This window comes from Luteibacter sp., assembly GCF_009912395.1.
GTDB lineage: Bacteria > Pseudomonadota > Gammaproteobacteria > Xanthomonadales > Rhodanobacteraceae > Luteibacter.
The window spans coordinates 76201-94199 of the sequence record NZ_WNDO01000022.1; the positions used below are offsets into that span (position 1 = coordinate 76201).

At 62.4% G+C, this 17999-nt stretch carries 16 protein-coding genes; 8 read left to right on the forward strand and 8 right to left on the reverse strand.

Features of this window, described 5'->3' with window-relative positions; translation table 11 throughout:
* Positions 1–111: 111 nt before the first annotated feature.
* Positions 112–1335, forward strand: coding sequence for an MFS transporter (locus tag GAK28_RS18145; RefSeq protein ID WP_291782463.1), 1224 nt, complete (start codon positions 112–114; stop codon positions 1333–1335).
* A gap of 7 nt (positions 1336–1342) precedes the next feature.
* Here GAK28_RS18145 and GAK28_RS18150 read toward each other — a convergent pair whose 3' ends face one another.
* Positions 1343–2125: a winged helix-turn-helix domain-containing protein gene (locus GAK28_RS18150; protein WP_291782468.1), complete on the reverse strand. Its 783-nt coding sequence runs from the start codon at positions 2123–2125 to the stop codon at positions 1343–1345.
* Positions 2126–2273: 148 nt separating this feature from the next.
* On the opposite strand from GAK28_RS18150, the gene GAK28_RS18155 reads away from it, so the two are divergent.
* Positions 2274–3023, forward strand: a complete 750-nt coding sequence (locus GAK28_RS18155; protein WP_291782471.1) for a hypothetical protein — start codon at positions 2274–2276, stop codon at positions 3021–3023.
* Positions 2966–4255 (forward strand): serine hydrolase domain-containing protein, encoded by a 1290-nt coding sequence (locus GAK28_RS18160; protein ID WP_291782473.1) that lies wholly within the window; start codon positions 2966–2968, stop codon positions 4253–4255. The genes GAK28_RS18155 and GAK28_RS18160 overlap by 58 nt, the downstream gene beginning before the upstream one ends.
* Here GAK28_RS18160 and GAK28_RS18165 read toward each other — a convergent pair.
* From GAK28_RS18165 to rpmH, 7 genes are all read right to left on the reverse strand, one after another.
* The gene (locus GAK28_RS18165; RefSeq protein ID WP_291782476.1) at positions 4176–4694 is read right to left on the reverse strand and encodes a HipA domain-containing protein; all 519 of its coding nucleotides are present in this window, start codon (positions 4692–4694) and stop codon (positions 4176–4178) included. The genes GAK28_RS18160 and GAK28_RS18165 overlap by 80 nt on opposite strands.
* Positions 4577–5503 carry a HipA domain-containing protein gene (locus tag GAK28_RS18170; RefSeq protein WP_291782479.1) on the reverse strand — a complete coding sequence of 309 codons (927 nt, stop codon included), beginning with the start codon at positions 5501–5503 and terminating at the stop codon, positions 4577–4579. The genes GAK28_RS18165 and GAK28_RS18170 overlap by 118 nt, the downstream gene beginning before the upstream one ends.
* The gene (locus tag GAK28_RS18175) at positions 5500–5757 is read right to left on the reverse strand and encodes a helix-turn-helix transcriptional regulator (RefSeq protein WP_291782482.1); all 258 of its coding nucleotides are present in this window, start codon (positions 5755–5757) and stop codon (positions 5500–5502) included. The genes GAK28_RS18170 and GAK28_RS18175 overlap by 4 nt, the downstream gene beginning before the upstream one ends.
* A gap of 70 nt (positions 5758–5827) precedes the next feature.
* Entirely contained in the window at positions 5828–7159 is a 1332-nt protein-coding gene (mnmE, locus tag GAK28_RS18180; RefSeq protein WP_291782485.1) for a tRNA uridine-5-carboxymethylaminomethyl(34) synthesis GTPase MnmE, read from the reverse strand.
* Between the two features lie 52 nt (positions 7160–7211).
* Complete coding sequence (gene yidC / locus GAK28_RS18185) at positions 7212–8903, reverse strand: membrane protein insertase YidC (RefSeq protein ID WP_291782487.1); 1692 nt, start codon at positions 8901–8903, stop codon at positions 7212–7214.
* 67 nt (positions 8904–8970) lie between these two features.
* Positions 8971–9351, reverse strand: a complete 381-nt coding sequence (rnpA, locus tag GAK28_RS18190) for a ribonuclease P protein component (protein ID WP_291782490.1) — start codon at positions 9349–9351, stop codon at positions 8971–8973.
* Positions 9352–9365: 14 nt separating this feature from the next.
* Entirely contained in the window at positions 9366–9500 is a 135-nt protein-coding gene (rpmH, locus tag GAK28_RS18195; RefSeq protein ID WP_045828244.1) for a 50S ribosomal protein L34, read from the reverse strand.
* A 192-nt stretch (positions 9501–9692) separates the two neighbouring features.
* On the opposite strand from rpmH, the gene dnaA reads away from it, so the two are divergent.
* The 5 genes from dnaA to GAK28_RS18220 all read left to right on the forward strand — a co-directional run bounded on the left by dnaA (position 9693) and on the right by GAK28_RS18220 (position 17632).
* Positions 9693–11063, forward strand: coding sequence for a chromosomal replication initiator protein DnaA (gene dnaA, locus GAK28_RS18200; RefSeq protein WP_291782503.1), 1371 nt, complete (start codon positions 9693–9695; stop codon positions 11061–11063).
* 214 nt (positions 11064–11277) lie between these two features.
* On the forward strand, positions 11278–12378 hold the full coding sequence (gene dnaN, locus GAK28_RS18205) for a DNA polymerase III subunit beta (RefSeq protein ID WP_291782506.1): 1101 nt from the start codon (positions 11278–11280) through the stop codon (positions 12376–12378).
* An 88-nt stretch (positions 12379–12466) separates the two neighbouring features.
* A complete protein-coding gene (gene recF, locus GAK28_RS18210; protein WP_291782509.1) occupies positions 12467–13549 on the forward strand; it encodes a DNA replication/repair protein RecF in 1083 nt (360 codons plus the stop codon).
* Positions 13550–13618: 69 nt separating this feature from the next.
* The gene (gene gyrB / locus GAK28_RS18215; protein ID WP_291782512.1) at positions 13619–16060 is read left to right on the forward strand and encodes a DNA topoisomerase (ATP-hydrolyzing) subunit B; all 2442 of its coding nucleotides are present in this window, start codon (positions 13619–13621) and stop codon (positions 16058–16060) included.
* A gap of 279 nt (positions 16061–16339) precedes the next feature.
* Positions 16340–17632, forward strand: coding sequence for a tetratricopeptide repeat protein (locus GAK28_RS18220; protein ID WP_291782515.1), 1293 nt, complete (start codon positions 16340–16342; stop codon positions 17630–17632).
* Positions 17633–17999 lie beyond the last annotated feature (367 nt).

Genomic DNA, 17999 nt, shown 5'->3' on the forward strand with positions numbered 1-17999 from the left:
ATTCAGGGGCGGAATTAGCCCGTTTGACTCCGAAAAGCCGTATCCTTGATCTTGATGCAATGCAACATCGCATCGATCTTTCCTGCTTATACGGCTGCAACGAGTCCCGCGATGTCTTCCTCCCCTGTGCCCCACCTGGCGGGTCCTCCCGTCCGCGTGCCCCATGTCGGCCTGGTCATCCTCGCCCTGGCCGTCGGTGGTTTTGCCATCGGCACCACCGAGTTCGCCTCGATGAGCATGCTGCCGCTGTTCGCGCAGGGCCTGGGCATCGACGCACCGACGGCCGGCCATGCGATCAGCGCCTATGCACTGGGTGTGGTGGTGGGTGCGCCGGTCATCACGGTGCTTGGCGCGCGCCTGCCGCGTCGCCGCCTGCTGCTGTTGCTGATGGCGATGTTCACCGTCTTCAACGGCCTGACCGGCCTGTCGCCGAACTACCACTGGATGCTGGTGTTCCGCTTCCTGGCGGGCCTGCCGCACGGTGCGTACTTCGGTGTCGGCGCACTGGTCGCCAGTTCGCTGGTACCACCCAACCGGCGCACACGCGCCGTGGGCCAGATGTTCCTCGGCCTCACCTTCGCGACCATCATCGGCGTGCCGCTCGCCAGCTGGCTGGGCCAGGCGATCGGCTGGCGCTGGAGTTTCGCGCTGGTGGCCATGCTCGGCGTCGCCACCATCAGCGCGGTGCTGGCTTTTGCGCCGAATACCCCTGCCGACGCGAACGCCAGTCCGCTCCGCGAACTGGGCGCGTTGAAGCGTCCGCAGGTGTGGATAACTCTGGGGATAGGTGCGATCGGCTTCGGCGGGATGTTCGCCGTATACACCTATCTCGCCGACATCCTCCTGCGCGTCACGCACATGTCGCTGGACACCGTGCCCTGGGTGATGGGCGTGTTCGGCGTCGGCATGACTCTCGGCAACATGGTGATCCCGGTGTTCGCCGATCGCGCGCTGATGCGCACCGCGGGCGCGTTGCTCCTGTGGAGCCTCGTGGTGCTGGCGATCTTCCCGTTCACCGCCGGCAATGTCTGGACGCTCGGCGCGGTCGTCTTCCTGATCGGCATCGGTGGCGCGCTCGGCACCGTGTTGCAGACCCGCCTGATGGACGTGGCCGGCGATGCGCAGGGCCTAGCCGCCTCGCTCAACCACTCGGCGTTCAACACCGCGAACGCGCTCGGTCCCTTCCTCGGCGGCCTCGCCATCGCCCATGGCTACGGCTGGACGTCGCCGGGCTGGGTTGGCAGTGGCCTGGCGCTGGGTGGCTTGCTGCTGTGGGGCGTGTCCGTGGCCGTCGATCGTCGCGTCGCCGACGATGGCGCCATCGAAGCCTGTTGATAACTTTTCAGGAGCGCTTGCCGAGGGCGACCAGCAGTTCCGTCGTCATCCGGTCGGCAAGCGTGCCCTGTAGCGGCACATAGTCGTTCGTATCGGTGGGGGCGGCGAACTCGCCGGACCAGACGATATGTCCGTTCCTGTCGTCCACCAGGCTAAGCACCGCCACCGTCCGCTGCGGCGTCTGCCTTACGCTGACGCGCGCATGCAGGTCGGCATCGGCCGGGTCCGTGGCGAGGCTGTAACCCTTGGGCAGGTCCCGACTGATCCTCGCCACGAGGCTTTCCCGCAGCCCCGCGTTGAAATTCGGGAAAAGCACATACTCGCACAAGCCCTGCACGGGCTCCACAGCGATGCGGTGCGATGGCGCACGAAAAGCGGCATAGGCCCAGACCGATCCCCCGAGTAGCGTCACCGTCGTGACGGCGACCGAGGCCCAACGAAGCGCCAGGGACCGACGGCGAGGACGCGGTATCGTGACCTCGTCATTCGACACCGTTCCGATGAAGCGATAACCGGCGCGTGGACGTGTCTGGATATAACGCGGAGCGTCGGCATCGTCGTCCAGAAGCGTTCGCATCCGGCGAATGCAGGTGTTGAGGGCGGCGTCGCCGCCTGAGCCCGCGCGCGGCCAGAACCGTTCCAGCAGTTCCGCGCGGGGAACGATGCGCTCGCTATGGCCGATCAGGTAGGCCAGCACGTCCACGACCTGGGGCGGCGCGTCGAGCAACACATCGGCCCGGTAGGCACGCAGGTTGACCGTATCCAGGCAGAAGTCGTCAAAGCGCAGCATCGTAGGTTCCCCTCTCGTAACACCTTGAATCTCATGCTTGTCATGACATGTCATCCCGGTTCACGACATGTCATTGGATGATTCTGGCAGAACGCCCCAGGGTTTGCCCTTCGCCGGATCGACGGCCTTTCCCAGGGAAAACACGTTCATGCGCTTTCTGCTCGCGATGGCACTCCTCCTGATTTTCAGCGCACCCGGCGTCACCCGGGCGACGACCACCGACATCGATGTGCGCGTATTGGCCCGAGGGGCGAAGTTCCTCGGCGGATACGCGGCACCGGTCCGCGTCATCCTCACCGATGCGGACTCGGGCGAGGTGCTTGCCCAGGGCCAGACGGCTGGCACCACCGGCGATACCGCCAAGATCCTGGGGCAGGGCGGAAAACGCTCGACGGACGGATCGGCCGTGTTCCGAACATCGCTCGACCTGGGCCGGCCACGCCGAGTGACACTCAGCGTGACGGGACCGCTCAGCCAGCCGCAAGCCCTCACCACCGCCACCAGCACGCAATGGATTCTGCCCGGGCACTCGCTGACGAATGGCGATGGCTGGCTCGTGGAACTGCCCGGACTGATCGTCGACGTGGCCCAGCCCATGGCCTATCAGTCGGTCAAGGCGGGCGCGAGCGTGCCGTTGCGTGTCGGTGTCACGATGCTGTGCGGCTGCGCCATCACGACACAGGGTCCCTGGCGTGCGGATGACCTCGACGTACAGGCATCGCTCGTGATCGACGGAGGTGTGGCAAAGACCATCCCACTACGCTTCGACGCCGAAGCAGGCGTCTTTGTCAGTGAGATTCCTGCGGTATCGTCCGGCCTCTATGAATTGGAGGTGCGTGCATGGATGGCGGCAAGCAACAACACGGGCGTCGCTCGCACCGCGTTCTTTGTGCATTGAGGAGACAATCCATGCGTGTCTTCACGATTCGATGCAAAGCGATAGTGCTGTCGTTCGTCATCGTCCTGGTCGTGGCATGCAGTGGCGTACCCACACGCGTGCAAAGTGACGATGATCTTTCACACCGTTTGCAGGCACTTCTTCAGTCCAACCGACATCGATACGGTGTCGCAGGACAGGCATTGCTGGTGATGCACGATGGAAAACTACTGTTCCGTGGCGTGGATGGCGATGCGACGATCGACCCTCGCAAAACCGTCAGCACCGACAGTATTTTTCCGGCGTTCTCGATCAGCAAGCTGTTTGTCAGCACGCTGATCCTGCAGTTGGTGGACCAAGGCAACGTGGATTTCGATCGACCGGCAAGTGACTACCTTCCGGGCCTGCCGAAAACCTGGAAAACCATCACCGTACGCGATTTCCTCGACCACACGTCCGGCGTTCCCGAGTACTTCGCCACGCGGGAAGGGGACATGAGCAGCGACACGGCGTTTCCCCCCGACCTCACCGCAGTGTTCGCTTCGCTGTCCGACACGCCCTTGCAGTTCACGCCCGGTACGCAGACGCGTTACACACAGACCAACTACCTGGTGCTTTCGGCATTGCTCGCGACCCACTACGGCAAACCTTATCCACAGGTGGCCCAGGAACACATCATCCGGCCGTTGGCACTGCGACATACATGGCTGGGACCCGCCGGCGTGCCGACCGATACCGAGGTGACGGCCTACACGGCGAACCATGGAACCTTGCGTCCCGACAAGAGCATCGCGTGGCCAAGCTACGCTTACGGCCACGCCGAGCTCTACACCACGATGGATGACCTTGCGCGATTCATGCAGGCGGTCGCCTCGGGACAGTTCGCGGGAAAGGACACTCTGGTTCGGCTCTGGCAACCACGCGAATTATCCACAGGCGAGCGCGGCTGGTTCGCTTCCGGCTGGGACTATGGCGAAAACCACGGTTATCGCGAAGTAGGACATGACGGAGGTGCGCGTAGCAGGGTGCGCATGCTCTTCAAGGACTCGCTCGACAGCGACACCTACCTCATCGTCTACCTCACCAATGGCAGCGCCAAGGATGTCTGGTCACGGACACTGGTGGAGAGCGTGGAAGGCGTCGTCCTATCGACGGCGGCGTGCCGAGCGTTTTCTAGCGGCGAGGCAACAGATCCGATCGGCCGATGGGCAGGCGCTCCTGCTTCCCTGACTCGTGATCGGACATGCCCATAAACGCCTCGCCCAATTCGGGCGTGCCGAGGCTATAGGTTTTCTTGTCGTAGAGCGAAGCCATACCCTCTCCCCAACATAGGAGCATGCGCTTACCGATATCTCTGAAGCCAGGATACCGTTCCATCGCCAAGCGTACATGAGGTCCGATATCGATCATCGCTTCGGCGATGCGTTCGACGATCTGCGCCTGTTCACGCACTGGAACACCGAATACGCCGGCGATAAAGGTCTGAAGATACTTACCAGGCTTCCACGTTTTCTTGCCCATGAAGGATATGCCTGGAGGATTGTTGGCATAGTCGGGATAGGCCGCCGTGGTGATCATGTCGTATGCGGGTGCCAGATGAATATCGTGCAAGTTCGTGTAGCGCAGGGCGACATTCTTCGCGTGGCAGTCCGCGTTCCGCAGGGCGTACGTAAGAAGGAGCAGCGTTGCCATGTCCTTGAAGATCGCCGCGCGTCGATCGACGGTAACGTTTTGCGCACGGCACGCGCGATTCGTTCCCAGGTTGTTTCGTACTTGGCCGTCGGTCGCAGACCAAGTAACACGCAGAAGTCTTCCATGCCCCAAGAACGACGTCCCTCGGCGTCGACGTCGAATCGATCCACGATAAGCAGCTGACCGTCGCTCGATAACCTGGTCGTCGCTGCAGACATGACGCGGCGAGTGACCTCCATGCAAAGATGCTCGTTGAGCGAGACGAACGGCAAGGCGCTGGATGACCCCTTGATAATATGGCGATGACTGAAGAGGGTGGCTTTCTTTTCCGGCGAAACGCCAATACGCCGTTCCTCGGTATCCAGGAATTTCGGCACCACGCCGGAGACACCGCTGGTGGCATGTTCACGGACGAGGGCGGCGAAGGCCTCTTCGGAATTGTCGCCTTCCAGTAGCGCCGCTACGTCCACGGCCTTCGCGGGTTCATCGAGAATCGCGCCGGGAGGAGCCACCTGGACACGCCCGATCATGTTCCGTCCCACGATCGACAGCAGCGTCATCGGGCTTCCGCCGACGATCGGCCCGAATTGCTCTTGCAGTACTCGAAGCAGATAACCTTCGGGTAGGTTCATCTGGAAGTACGGCAGCAGCACATCGTCCCAGGTATAAGCTTCGTTTCGAACGCGCATCGTCAATGAGACGAAATCATTCGACGCCACGTCGGCGTGATAGGTCATCGTGCTCTTGAAGTCGCCGAGGGGTTCCAGGATGGCGACTTCACGACCCATGACATGGACAGCCAACGTCACGAATCGCCTCCGCGTTCGCGTCTCAAGGCGTCTAGCGAACCGGCCTGGCCTGTTTCAGCGAACTCAAGCTCCATGCCGAGCACGCTCAGGACGGCCATAAGTTTTCTGACCCCGAATTCCGATAAGGCCCCCCTTTCAAATCGAGACAGAACTTCGGGGGCGATTCCCGCCCGCTCGGCGACTTCCGTCTGCTTCATACGAAGTGCCTTGCGCCGTATCGCGACGGCTTCACCTAGCTCAAAGATGGTCTGCATTTGACTTATATGTCAATAAAGCCCTATTGAGGGCCTATTATTTGCCATATAAGTCAATTTTTCAATAAACCTATTTGCCGATGCAGAACGAGCCGAAGATCGCACCCAGCAAGTCGTCGGAAGAGTAGGTACCGGTGATTTCACCGAGAGCCTGTTGCGCGTGGCGGAGTTCTTCCGCCGCGAGTTCGCCGGCCCGGCTGCCATGAAGCGCCTCGGCCGTATGCGAAAGGTGGTCGCGCACGGATTCCAGGGCGACGACATGACGGCGGCGAGCGCTGAAGGCACCTTCCCCTGCGCCCGCGGTGGCCAGTTCGCGTAACCGGGAGCGAAGTGCATCCAGGCCTTCGCCCGTGCGAGCCGATAGCCAGAGCGTGTCGCCATCACGATGGGCGTCGACTTGGCCGAGGTCGATCTTGTTCACGACGACGAGGCGTGCCGCATGCGCGGGCGTACCATCGAAGAAGGCCTGGTCGGCGGTGACGTTCGCTTCGTCGGTGACGAGCAGGGCGACATCGCAGCGTTCCAGTTGGGCGCGTGCCCGGCGGATCCCTTCGCGTTCCACGATATCGTCCGAATCGCGAAGCCCTGCGGTATCGGCCAGTTCTAACGCGACGCCGTCGATATGGATGGCTTCGCGCAACACATCGCGAGTGGTGCCGGCGATATCGGTGACGATGGCGCGCTCTTCGCCGGCCAAGGCATTCAACAAGCTCGACTTGCCGGCGTTCGGCCTACCGACGATGGCGACGGCGATGCCGTCGTTGAGCCGCACGCCGCGACGTGTTTCGACCAGCAGTTCAGCGAGGTGCGCGCGTAGCGTCGCCAGTTTGTCGCCGATCACCGGATCGGCCAGGAAATCGATTTCTTCTTCGGGAAAATCGATGGCGGCTTCGATGTGCACGCGCAGTTCGATCAGCTCGACGAGCAATTCGTCCACCCGCGTGGAGAATACACCTTCCATCGAACGCAATGCTGCGCGCGCGCCGGCGTGCGATGTCGCTGCGACCAGATCGGCGACCGCTTCGGCCTGGGCCAGGTCGAGCTTTCCATTGAGGAAGGCACGCTCGGTGAATTCACCAGGCCGCGCGAGTCGCGCGCCAAGTTCGATGCAGCGGCGGAGCAGGGCGTCGAGCAATACGGCGCTGCCATGGCCTTGCAGTTCAAGCACGTGTTCGCCGGTGTACGAGTTCGGTCCAGGGAAATGCAGCAGGAGTCCGTGGTCGATTAGTTCACCCGCGCCATCGCGGAAGGCGGCGAAATGCGCGTAGCGCGATGTCGGTTCGCGCCCAAGCAGGGTGGCCGCGATCGCGGGAGCGAGGGGGCCGGAAACACGAACGGCGCCGATACCGGCCGCGCCGGCGCCGGTGGCGATGGCCGCGATGGTGTCGACGCCGTGGATCATGGCTTGCCCTCGAAAGCGAAGCGGCGCGTCTTGCGACGCGCCGCCCGGAAGATCACGCCGTACGGGCTTTTTCGTGCGCCTTGTCGACGCTGCGGTTGATCCACCACTGCTGGAGCAGGCTGGTGGCGCCGTTGACGGTCCAGTAGAGCACGAGGCCCGACGGGAAAAAGGCGAAGAAGACACCGAAGATCAGCGGCATCACCTTCATCATCTTGGCCTGGGTGGGATCCATGCCCACCGTGGACATCATGCGCTGGGTGAGCAGCGTGACCAGGAAGTACAGCACCGGCAGCACGTAGAACGGATCGGGCGCCGAGAGGTCGTGGATCCAGCCGAAGAACGGTGCGTGGCGCAGTTCAATGGACTCGGACAGCACGCGGAGCAGGCCGATGAAGATGGGGAAGGTGATCAGGATGGGCAGGCAACCCGCCATCGGATTGATCTTTTCCTTCTTGTACAGCTCCATCATCGCCTGCTGCATCTTCATGCGATCGTCGCCATAGCGCTCCTTGAGCGCCTGGACACGAGGCTGAAGTTTGCGCATGCGCGCACCCGAACGGAACTGCGCATCGGTGAGCTTGAACAGCGCACCCTTGATGATCAGCACGAGCAGGATGATCGCGACGCCCCAGTTGCCGCTGATGCCATGCAGCTGCGAGAGCAGCCAGTGCAGCGGGGTCGCGATGATCGTCAGCCAGCCGTAGTTGCTGGTGAGATCAAGGCCCGGGGCGATGGCGTCGAGCGTGCCCTGGAGCTTCGGACCGATGTAAAGACGCGACACGCTGTCGGCGCTCTGGCCCGGCGCCACCTGGATGGCGGGACCGAAGGCGCGCACCAGGTAACGCGGGGTGGCCGAGGTCGGGTCGACGATGCCGGTGCTATAGGTGACGTTCTGGTCGGCCGGCGGAATCCAGGCAACGAAGAAGTAGTGCTGGATCATGCTGATCCAGCCACCCGCGAACGCATGGTTGAGCGGCTTCTTGGCGAAGTCGAGGAAGGGCAGGTTCTCGAACTTGTTTTCCGGGCTGTACCACGCGGCGCCGAAGAAGCTGTGCTGCGCCGGATCGGTGTAGGCCTTGAACCAATTGACCTTCGGTGCCGGCACGCGCTGCAACTGCTGGTAGGCGTTGCCGGTCCAGGCGACGGATGAGCCGTTCTCGATGTGCTGGTCGAAGTCGACCACGTAATCGGTGCGCTTGAGCGTGTAGCGCTTGACCACCTTGATGCCCGACGGGTCGGTCCAGGTCAGGTCGAGGCTCACCGACTTCTGTCCGTCGGCCAGCGTCGCGTCGGTGGTGGCCGCCTGGAACAGCGAGCGATGGTCAGGCGCGGCACCGGTGTTGCTCACCAGGCCATCCTGCGCGGCGAAGAAATGCTCAGCCTCGTCGTCAAGCAGGCGTGCTGCCGGCGGCGTGGGATTTTTCTTGGTGACCGGCTCGTTCGGATAGGCGAGCAGTTCGGAACGGACGACGCTGCCGCCGCGCGTATCGATGGTCAGGCGCAGTACGTCATTCGACAGCGTGACCAACTGGCCCTTGCCGTCGTTGGCCGCGCCCGTCTCGTTCGGCACGCTCGCCGGACCCGTCGCACCCGGCACGCTGCCGTCGGCGCTCTTGCCGGCCTCGGTCTGCGCTGCGGGCGTGGGCGCCTGCGGGTGGGGACCGTAGTCCTTCTCCCACTCGGTCCACAGCAGGTACGCCACGAACATGAGCGCGAAGAAGATAAACGTGCGCGTTTGATTCATTGCTTAGGCCAGATCCGGATGACGCCTCGGCCGGCAGGCCGGTGAAGGCGGGAGAGGGCTTGGTAGATCAACGCGCGATTGTGCCGTCGGCACCCTCGCGCTTCAACGGCCGGATCCTGCGGAGCAGGGCATCCAGTTCCGCCAGGAGCGTCGCACCGGTCTCGTTCACCGCCGTGTCGCGCGCCATCACGAGGATATCCACGTGCGGCAGCCCCGGCCGGGCGCGACGAAATACCTCACGCGCCAGACGCTTGATGCGATTGCGATCGACGGCGCGTTTCGAACAGCGCTTGGAAATGGCCAGACCGAGCCGGGCGGTGCCGGCATCGTTGTTTCCGAAGCGCAAAAGAAAACAGCGGCCGCCGAGGCGACCGCTGACTGTTCGCAACGCGGCGAAGTCGGCGGCGCGGCGTAGCCGCGCATCGCGCGGCAGGGCTGCGGCACGCACGACCGGCGAGCCGCTTACGGGATCAGACGCTTGCGACCCTTCGCGCGGCGCGCGTTCAGGATTTTGCGACCGTCGGCCGTGGCCATGCGGGCACGGAAGCCGTGGGTGCGGGCGCGCTTGAGCTTGCTGGGCTGGTATGTACGCTTCATGGCGCTTACATCCGGGTGAATATGGAAAAAGGCCCGAAAGTATGCGGGACAATCTCCAGGACTGTCAAGCGCTTGGCAACAGGCCCTCAGGGGAGGTCCCAAAGGGACGACCCGGGGCGGGGAACCGGAAGGCTGGTAGACTTTCCCGTCCACCCCGCGCGCACGCGCCCCTTTCCGTGGCAAGAATACCTGATGAGTGATCTCTGGAGGCGCTGTCTCGAGCGTCTTGAAGGCGAATTGAGCGCCGAGGATGTCCATACCTGGCTGATGCCCCTACAGGCCCGGGAAGACGTCTTCGGATTGCATCTTTACGCACCGAACCCCTATTCGCTGGACACGGTCCGCGAACATTACCTGGCCCGGATCCAGGCCATCGTCGAACACCTGAGCGGCCAGGCCACGCCTGTGCGCCTGGAAATCGGTTCGTTCGGTGGCCGGCCCGCGCCTGTCCGCCCCACGCCCGCTCCCTCGCCGCCGCCCGCTATGGCACCGCGCGTGCCGATGGCGCGCGTGGAGGAACCTTCGCCGCTTGAACCGGCGCACGTGCACAACCTCGACCCGCACTACACGTTCGAAACCTTCGTCGAAGGCAAATCGAACCAGTTGGGCAAGGCGGCTGCCATGCAGGTGGCGATGAACCCGGGCAGGGCGTACAACCCGCTGCTGCTGTACGGCGGCACCGGCCTGGGCAAGACCCATCTCATGCATGCGGCCGGCAACCTGCTGCTGCGGAACAATCCGGAGGCGAAGGTGCTCTACCTTCGCTCGGAACAGTTCGTCAGCGGCATGGTGAAAGCGCTGCAGCAGAAGAACATGGACGACTTCAAGCGTCGCTTCCGTTCGGTCGACGCGCTGCTGATCGACGACATCCAGTTCTTCGCCGGCAAGGACACCACGCAGGAAGAGTTCTTCCATACCTTCAACGCGCTGTTCGAGGCGAAGCAGCAGATCATCCTGACCTGCGACCGCTATCCGAAGGAACTGGACAAGCTCGAGCCGCGTCTTAAGTCGCGTCTGGGCTGGGGTCTGTCGGTGGCGATCGAGCCGCCGGACTTCGAGACGCGCGCGGCCATCCTGTTGTCGAAGGCGGCGGACAAGGAGATGGAAGTCTCCGAGGACGTCGCGATGCTGCTCGCTCGCCGCATCCGCTCGAACGTGCGTGATCTGGAAGGCGCGCTCAACACGCTCGCCGCCCGTGCCAATTTCTATCGTCGCCCGATCACCACGGATTTCGCCGAGGAGACCCTGCGCGACCTGCTGAACACGCATGCGCAGGCCGTCACCGTCCCGAACATCCAGAAGACGGTCGCCGACTATTACCAGGTCCGCCTCTCCGACCTGCTCTCCAAACGCCGTGTGCGCTCGCTGGCGCGCCCCCGACAGGTCGCCATGGCCCTGTCCAAGGAACTGACCGAGCACAGCCTGCCTGAGATCGGTGAGGCCTTCGGTGGCCGTGACCACACGACGGTGCTCCATGCCTGCCGCACCATCCGCGATTTTACCGAGAAAGACGTGCGCATGAGGCAGGACTGGGAGCAGCTGATTCGTATATTGATGGGCTGAGAAGCTGTGGATAATAGGTGGATGGACAGAGGACGGTTTTGGCCTTCGAAGTTATCCACAAGGCACCCACACGAAACCGGATGTTCTGACCAGTCGATAGTTCTTACTAAGTTCATGAATACGTAGTGTTTTTTGGACTTTTCAAGATATCCACCGGCCTAACAACCACTACATAAAATCTTTAAAAACATTTAAAAGCAGGAGTAGGGGACGCATGCAATTCAGCATTCAGAGGGAAGTACTGCTCAAACCCCTCCAGCAGGTTGTGGGCGTCGTCGAACGCCGTCAGACGTTGCCCGTACTGGCAAACCTCCTGGTGCGGGCCTCCGGTAGCGAGGTGTCGTTCACCGGCACGGATCTCGAAGTCGAGATGATCGCCACCACTGCGGCCGACAAGGTTCAGGACGGTGAGATCACGATTCCGGCCCGCAAGCTGTTCGACATCGTTCGTGCCCTGCCCGACGGTGCCAACATCGATATCAAGTTGAATGGCGAACGCATCGCCCTCAACGCGGGCAAGAGCCGTTTCACGCTGGCAACGCTTCCGGCTAACGAGTTTCCGACCATCGACGAGATCGAACTGGTCGAACGCGTGACACTTCCGGAAGAGGTCCTTCGCGACCTGATGGACCGCACCGCGTTTGCCATGGCGAACCAGGACGTCCGTTACTACCTCAACGGCATGCTGCTGGATCTGCAGGAACACACGCTGCGCTGCGTCGCCACCGATGGCCACCGTCTGGCACTCAAGGAAACCAAGCTGGAAAGCGCCGTTTCCGCTCGTCGCCAGATCATCATTCCGCGAAAGGGCGTGAACGAGCTGATCGGCCTGTTCGAAGCCGGCGACGGTACCGTCGAACTGGAATTCGGTCGCAACCATCTTCGTGTTCGCCGTGGTGGAGTGCAGTTCACCTCGAAGCTGATCGACGGCCGTTTCCCGGACTACGAAGCGGTCATTCCGCTTGGTGCCGATAAATCGGCCACCATCGAGCGCGATGTACTGCGTAGCGCCCTGCAGCGTGCGGCGATTCTCTCGAATGAGAAGTACCGCGGCGTGAAGCTGGAACTGTCTCCGGGTCGCATCAAGATCGTGGCTCACAATCCGGAGCAGGAAGAAGCCCAGGAAGAAGTCGAAGCGGAAACCGTGGTTGACGATCTCGCCGTCGGCTTCAACGTGAGCTACCTGCTCGACGCGCTGGGTGCCCTGCGTGGTGAAAAGATCCGCCTGAACCTGCGTGATGCCCAGTCCAGCTGCCTTCTCCAGGAAGATGGCAATGATGAAGCCCGCCATGTGGTGATGCCGCTTCGCCTCTGACAGGCGAACAAGGTAGAGTTCGGCCCACGACACCGGGGATGTCTTCGACACCCCGGCGTTTTTTGTTTTGGCAGGGGATGTTCCGGGAATGAAGTTCGAAACGCTGAGGATCACCGGTCTACGATGCCTGGATGGCGTTTCGCTGACTCCAAAGCCCGGTATCAACGTCTTCACGGGAGCCAATGGCGCCGGAAAGACCAGCATCCTTGAAGCCGCTTATCTCCTCTCTCACGGACGCTCGTTTCGCGCTGGTTCGCGCGATGTACTTCTCAAACGGGGCGCTTCCTCGCTATCGGTGTTTGCCGAAGTGTCTTCGCTGGATGGCCGGACGCGGCGCCTGGGCCTGGGCAGGGAAGGGGGGCGCTGGCAAGCGAGGGTGGACGGCGATTCTGCTGCGTCGCTCGGCAGTCTCGTGCAGGAATGTGCTGTAGTTTGCTTCGAACCTGGATCGCATGACCTTATCGCGGGGGCATCCGACGAACGTCGTCGATTCCTCGATTGGGGTTTGTTCCACGTGGAACATGGATTCGTTGGCCAGTGGCGGCGGTATCAGCGTGCCCTGAAACAGCGGAACGCCTTGCTCCGGAGCGGTGGCCCGATCGACCCCAGTCTCATTGAGCCCTGGGAATCAGAGCTAGCTTCGACCGGTGAAGCCATTTCCGGCTATCGGAAGGACTATCTGGACCGTCTGCTGCCCCATATCCGTGGATTCATGTCCAATGTTCTTCCTGAGCTTGGGGAGTTCGTCATCCGGTACAAACCGGGCTGGGACGAATCGTCCGACCTCGCAACGACGCTTCAGGAATGCCGCTTTCGGGACTTGGGGAGAGGGCACACCACCGCCGGGCCGCATCGAGCCGACTTCTCGGTTGCCTTCGAACATGCCCCGTTACGCGAACACCTGTCCCGTGGCCAAGAAAAGCTTTGCGCCCTGGCCTGCCTTTTGGGCCAAGCTTCGCTGCATGCCGAGATACGGGGCGAGTGGCCCGTCGTCTGCCTCGACGACCTTGCATCGGAGCTGGATCGCACCCATCAAGAGTGGGTAGTCGCCCAATTGACGGGCCGTGACGTCCAGGTTCTCGTCACCGGAACCGAGGTTCCCTTCGCGCTAGTCGACCAGCCGGCCACGGTGTTCCACGTGGAACAGGGTGCCGTGACGGCTTTGCTATAATCGACAGACTATCCCGAAGCTTCTCGCGCCGCGTCGGGACCGCATTCTGGCGCCATCACCAGGCATCGCATGAACGAACCTATCGATCCGACGAATTCGAACGCCTACGACTCTGGCAGCATCAAGGTCCTCAAGGGCCTGGAAGCCGTTCGTAAGCGCCCCGGCATGTACATCGGCGATACCGATGACGGTACCGGCCTGCATCACATGGTCTTCGAGGTGGTCGACAACGCCATCGACGAAGCCCTGGCGGGTTACTGCGACTACGTCACGGTCACCATCCACCAGGACGGCTCGGCCAGCGTCGCGGACAACGGTCGCGGCATCCCCGTCGATATCCACCCGGAAGAGGGCAGGTCGACCGCCGAAGTGGTCATGACCGTGCTCCACGCAGGTGGCAAGTTCGACGCCAACTCCTACAAGGTATCCGGCGGCCTCCATGGCGTGGGCGTCTCGGTGGTGAATGCCCTCAGCGAATCGCTGTGGCTGACCATCTGGCGTGACGGCAAGGAAAACAGCCAGGAATACGCCCACGGCGAGCCGGTGGCTCCCATCGCGGTCACGGGAGACACCACCCGCCGCGGCACCATGGTGCGGTTCCTGCCCAGCAAGCTGACCTTCACCAACAACAACGAATTCCACTACGACATCCTTGCGAAGCGCCTGCGTGAACTGGCCTTCCTGAACTCGGGTGTCACCATCGAGCTGTTCGACGAGCGCAACGACCGCAAGGACATCTTCGCCTACGAAGGCGGCATCAAGTCCTTCGTGCAGTACCTGGCCCAGCTCAAGACCGCGTTGCATCCCACGGTCATCAGCTTCAGCTCCACCACGGACGGCATCACGGTCGAACTGGCCATGCAGTGGACCGACGCCTACCAGGAGACGATGTTCTGCTTCACCAACAACATCCCCCAGCGTGACGGCGGCACCCATCTCACCGGCTTCCGCGCGGCGCTGACCCGCACCTTGCAGAGCTATATCGAGAAGGAAGCGCTGGCCAAGAACGCCAAGGTCGCCCTGTCGGGCGACGACATGCGCGAAGGCCTCATTGCCGTACTGTCGGTGAAGGTGCCGGATCCGAAGTTCTCGTCGCAGACCAAGGACAAGCTGGTTTCCAGCGAGGTGAAGACCGCGGTCGAGCAGGTCGTCAACGAAAAGCTCGCCGAATTCCTCCTCGAGAATCCGAACGAGAGCAAGGCCATCGCCTCCAAGGCGGTGGACGCCGCGCGTGCGCGCGAAGCGGCCCGCAAGGCCCGCGAAATGACCCGCCGCAAGGGCGCCCTGGACATCGCCGGCCTGCCGGGCAAACTGGCCGATTGCCAGGAAAAGGATCCCGCGCTCTCCGAACTGTTCCTGGTCGAGGGTGACTCGGCAGGTGGTTCGGCCAAGCAGGGCCGCAATCGTCGTACCCAGGCCGTGCTGCCCTTGAAGGGCAAGATCCTCAACGTCGAGAAGGCCCGTTTCGACAAGATGATCTCCTCCGCCGAAGTCGGCACGCTGATCACCGCGCTCGGCACGGGCATCGGCAAGGAGGAATACAACCCCGACAAGCTGCGCTACCACCGCATTATCATCATGACCGACGCGGACGTGGACGGCTCGCACATCCGTACGCTGCTGCTGACCTTCTTCTATCGCCAGATGCCCGAACTCATCGAGCGCGGCCACGTCTACATCGGCCTGCCGCCGCTGTACAAGGTGAAGCAGGGCAAGCAGGAGATGTACATCAAGGACGACGCGGTGCTGAACGAGTACCTGATCGCCAGCGCGGTCGACAACGCGTCGCTGACGCCGGAAGAGGGCGCTCCCGGCATCGATTGCGTGGCCCTCGAGAAGCTCCTGCGCGACTACCAGACCGCGCTGGACCAGATCGATCGCCTCAGCCACCGCTTCGATCCGGCCGCGCTCAACGCCATGATCGAACACGTGCCGCTGGAAGACGCGTTCTGGTCGGACGAGGCCCGCATGCAGGGCTGGCTCGATGGCATCGCCACGCGTCTGAGCGCGAGCGGCCTCGGCAAGCCGACCTACAAGCTACGCTTCCGCTCGGCCGTGAACGAGCAGGGCGCCGCGATCGAGATCGAGCGCATGCAGCACGGACTCAGCCACAGCTGGATCCTGCCGCAGGCCTTCTTCTCCGGCCTCGAGTTCCGCGCCATTCACTCCATGGCGCAGCAGCTGGCGGAACTTCGCCTCCAGCCGGGTGCGGTCGTGCGTCGTGGCAATCCCTCGCGCGGCGTCACCCGCTTTGCCGAGGTGCGCTCCTGGCTGCTCGACGAAGCCAAGAAGGGCCGTACCATCCAGCGCTTCAAGGGCCTGGGCGAAATGAATCCGGAGCAGCTGTGGGAAACCACCGTGAATCCGGAAACCCGGCGCATGCTCCAGGTCGGGATCGAGGATGCGGTGGCCGCCGACCAGATGTTCTCGATGCTGATGGGCGAGGCGGTGGAACCGCGTCGCGACTTCATCGAATCGAACGCGCTGAAGGTCGCCAACCTCGACGTGTAATTCCGTCGACATCGCGATGAAAAACGAAAGCCCGATTGTCCTGGACAATCGGGCTTTCGCGTTTCTTGCCGCATGCGCCGGACAGGTGGATGAAAACACCGTTTTCAAGGGCCAAAAGACCTGACAGAAGAGGCCCGCCAACATTCTTCTAACAAGTCATTGTTTTGACTCTTGTTTTTTGTGGCGCTGCGACTTGTTCTTAGGAATCGAATCGGGTTAACCTCTGTAGTCCCCCGGAGCACCACGCCGTGCGACGAGTCCTTCAACAGAGGCCAGTCAATGAAACAGGGTTCCTTCATCAAGATGGCGCTCGCTACCGCGATCGCACTTTCCCTTGCCAGCGGCGCCGTCATGGCGCGTGACACGGCTGCCAAGGACAAGAAAGAGGCGCTGTACCCGAACGCCACCCGCACGGAGCCCAAGCTCGACCTGAAGAGCGAAAAGGACCAGAAGGCCATCAACGAAGGCCTCGACGCCGCCAACAACGGCGACAAGGACAAGGCCACCCAGATCCTCACGCCGCTCGCCGACGGTTCGGGCACGAGCAGCAAGTACGCCCAGGCACTCGCCCTGCAGGGCCTGGCGAACATGAAGTACAACGACGGCGACATCAAAGGCGCCATCACCGAACTGAAGCAGGCGCTCGATATCGGCGTGATGCCGAACGACACCTACTTCCAGCTGAAGTACATGTACACGCAGTTCCTCGTCGCCGACGAGCAGTACGCTCCGGCTCTGCAGTCGCTGCATGAGTGGCGCGACCAGGGCAAGAAGGAAACCGCCGACTCGTACGGCCTCGAAGGCAACATCGATTACCGCCTCGAGAAGTACCAGGACGCCATCGCCGCCATCACCAAGGCCAAGTCCATGCCGGACGCCAAGCCGCAGGCGTCGTGGGACCAGATCCTGATGGCCAGCTACTCGGAAACCGGCCAGGGCGACAAGGCCGCTTCGATGGCCTCCGACGAACTGTCGAAGAACCCGAATGACTCCACCGCGCTGAGCAACGCCACCTCGGCGCTGATCCAGGCGCAGAAGTATCCCGAAGCCATCGCCCTCATGGAAAAGGCCCACACGGCCGGCGCCATCAAGGACGAGAAGCAGTACGTGAACTTCGCCAAGATCTACCTGATCGACGGCCAGGAAAACCAGGATCGCCAGAAGACCAACGCGTCCAAGGCGGCGGCCATCCTCAAGGAAGGCCTCGACAAGGGCGTGGTCCAGAAGACCGCCGACAACTACAACCTGCTCGGCGACGCCGCCGTGACGGGCGACGACATGAAGGGCGCCCTGGCTGCCTACCAGCAGGCCGCGGGCGTCGCCACCAATGGCGAGCCGGCCCTGAAGGCCGCGCGCGTCCTCCTGCAGGAAAACCAGTACGCCGCCGCCCAGAAATCGGCGACGGACGCGATCAGCAAGGGCGTGCAGCATAAGGGCCAGGCCTACATGGTGCGCGCGGAAGCCAAGCGTGGTCAGAAAGATAAGCAGGGCGCCATCGCGGACATGAAGCTCGCGGCCCAGGACCCTGAAACCTCTGCCAAGGCTAACGCCTGGTTGAAAACCGCAAAGTAAACAGTAGGCATTTGTAAAGTGCCTGAAGGAGATCACGTGGCAAGCCATAAATCTTCCCTTCAGGTGCTATACAAAAGCCATATGCTGGTGTAACTTGCGTATCTTTCCGCTTGCAGAAACCTGCGTTTTCGGCAATGTCAATCGCCGAACGCCGGAAGTGCAGTGCGGGTCTCACTTCCGCTTGATTAGCTCTTGATAGTGACTGATGGCCTCAAGTAACGAATCAACCGGCCAAGCGCCGTTCAGTTGGGGGCGCACCAGTGCGTTGGCTGTAGCCATTGCGCTGCACTCGTTCGCATTCCTTGTGCTGGTCGCGCCGATGGCGCCGCCCAAGCAGCAGGAAAAGCGGACGGACAAAGTTGTGCAG

Excerpts from the sequence above, each read along its gene's own strand:
- GAK28_RS18145 (WP_291782463.1), top strand. The coding sequence starts at position 112 with ATGTCTTCCTCCCCTGTGCCCCACCTGGCGGGTCCTCCCGTCCGCGTG.
- GAK28_RS18150 (WP_291782468.1), bottom strand. The coding sequence starts at position 2,125 with ATGCTGCGCTTTGACGACTTCTGCCTGGATACGGTCAACCTGCGTGCC.
- GAK28_RS18155 (WP_291782471.1), top strand. The coding sequence starts at position 2,274 with ATGCGCTTTCTGCTCGCGATGGCACTCCTCCTGATTTTCAGCGCACCC.
- GAK28_RS18160 (WP_291782473.1), top strand. The coding sequence starts at position 2,966 with ATGGATGGCGGCAAGCAACAACACGGGCGTCGCTCGCACCGCGTTCTT.
- GAK28_RS18165 (WP_291782476.1), bottom strand. The coding sequence starts at position 4,694 with ATGGCAACGCTGCTCCTTCTTACGTACGCCCTGCGGAACGCGGACTGC.
- GAK28_RS18175 (WP_291782482.1), bottom strand. The coding sequence starts at position 5,757 with ATGCAGACCATCTTTGAGCTAGGTGAAGCCGTCGCGATACGGCGCAAG.
- mnmE (WP_291782485.1), bottom strand. The coding sequence starts at position 7,159 with ATGATCCACGGCGTCGACACCATCGCGGCCATCGCCACCGGCGCCGGC.
- yidC (WP_291782487.1), bottom strand. The coding sequence starts at position 8,903 with ATGAATCAAACGCGCACGTTTATCTTCTTCGCGCTCATGTTCGTGGCG.
- rpmH (WP_045828244.1), bottom strand. The coding sequence starts at position 9,500 with ATGAAGCGTACATACCAGCCCAGCAAGCTCAAGCGCGCCCGCACCCAC.
- dnaA (WP_291782503.1), top strand. The coding sequence starts at position 9,693 with ATGAGTGATCTCTGGAGGCGCTGTCTCGAGCGTCTTGAAGGCGAATTG.
- dnaN (WP_291782506.1), top strand. The coding sequence starts at position 11,278 with ATGCAATTCAGCATTCAGAGGGAAGTACTGCTCAAACCCCTCCAGCAG.
- recF (WP_291782509.1), top strand. The coding sequence starts at position 12,467 with ATGAAGTTCGAAACGCTGAGGATCACCGGTCTACGATGCCTGGATGGC.
- gyrB (WP_291782512.1), top strand. The coding sequence starts at position 13,619 with ATGAACGAACCTATCGATCCGACGAATTCGAACGCCTACGACTCTGGC.
- GAK28_RS18220 (WP_291782515.1), top strand. The coding sequence starts at position 16,340 with ATGAAACAGGGTTCCTTCATCAAGATGGCGCTCGCTACCGCGATCGCA.